Origin of the sequence: Corallococcus praedator, from assembly GCF_003612125.1 — a bacterium.
GTDB classification, from domain to species: domain Bacteria; phylum Myxococcota; class Myxococcia; order Myxococcales; family Myxococcaceae; genus Corallococcus; species Corallococcus praedator.
In genome coordinates, this window is record NZ_RAWI01001230.1 from 1 (window position 1) to 413 (window position 413).

Sequence of the window (413 nt, forward strand, 5' to 3'; positions counted from 1 at the left end):
GAAGTTGCCCGTCGATTTGCTCTCACTGTCGAGCCACAAGATTTACGGGCCGCAAGGAGCCGGAGCGCTGTATGTGCGTCCGGGTATTTCGCTCGTTCCCCTGTTGGGCGGCGGCGGACAGGAATTTAAGCTGCGATCGGGGACGCAGGCGGTTCCGATTATCGCCGGATTTGGGACGGCGGCGGAACTTGCCATGCAGGAATTAGTGACTGAAACGCCACGCCTGATCGGACTGCGCGATCGACTCTTCGATCTCCTATCCGACGTGCCAAACCTTGTGCCAACGGGCGATCGCCTGCATCGCCTGCCGCATCATGCCAGCTTCTGTCTGCTCAATGCCGATGGCGAAAGGCTCAGCGGCAAAGCCGTCGTGCGACAGATGAATCTGGCTGGAATCGCGATCAGTGCCGGAT

General features: G+C 59.8%; 1 protein-coding gene. It reads left to right on the top strand.

Annotation, left to right across the window (positions count from 1 at the left end; all coding sequences use genetic code 11):
* Positions 1–413 (top strand): aminotransferase class V-fold PLP-dependent enzyme (locus tag D7Y13_RS43855; protein WP_120631153.1); only part of this gene is annotated, 413 nt, incomplete at both ends.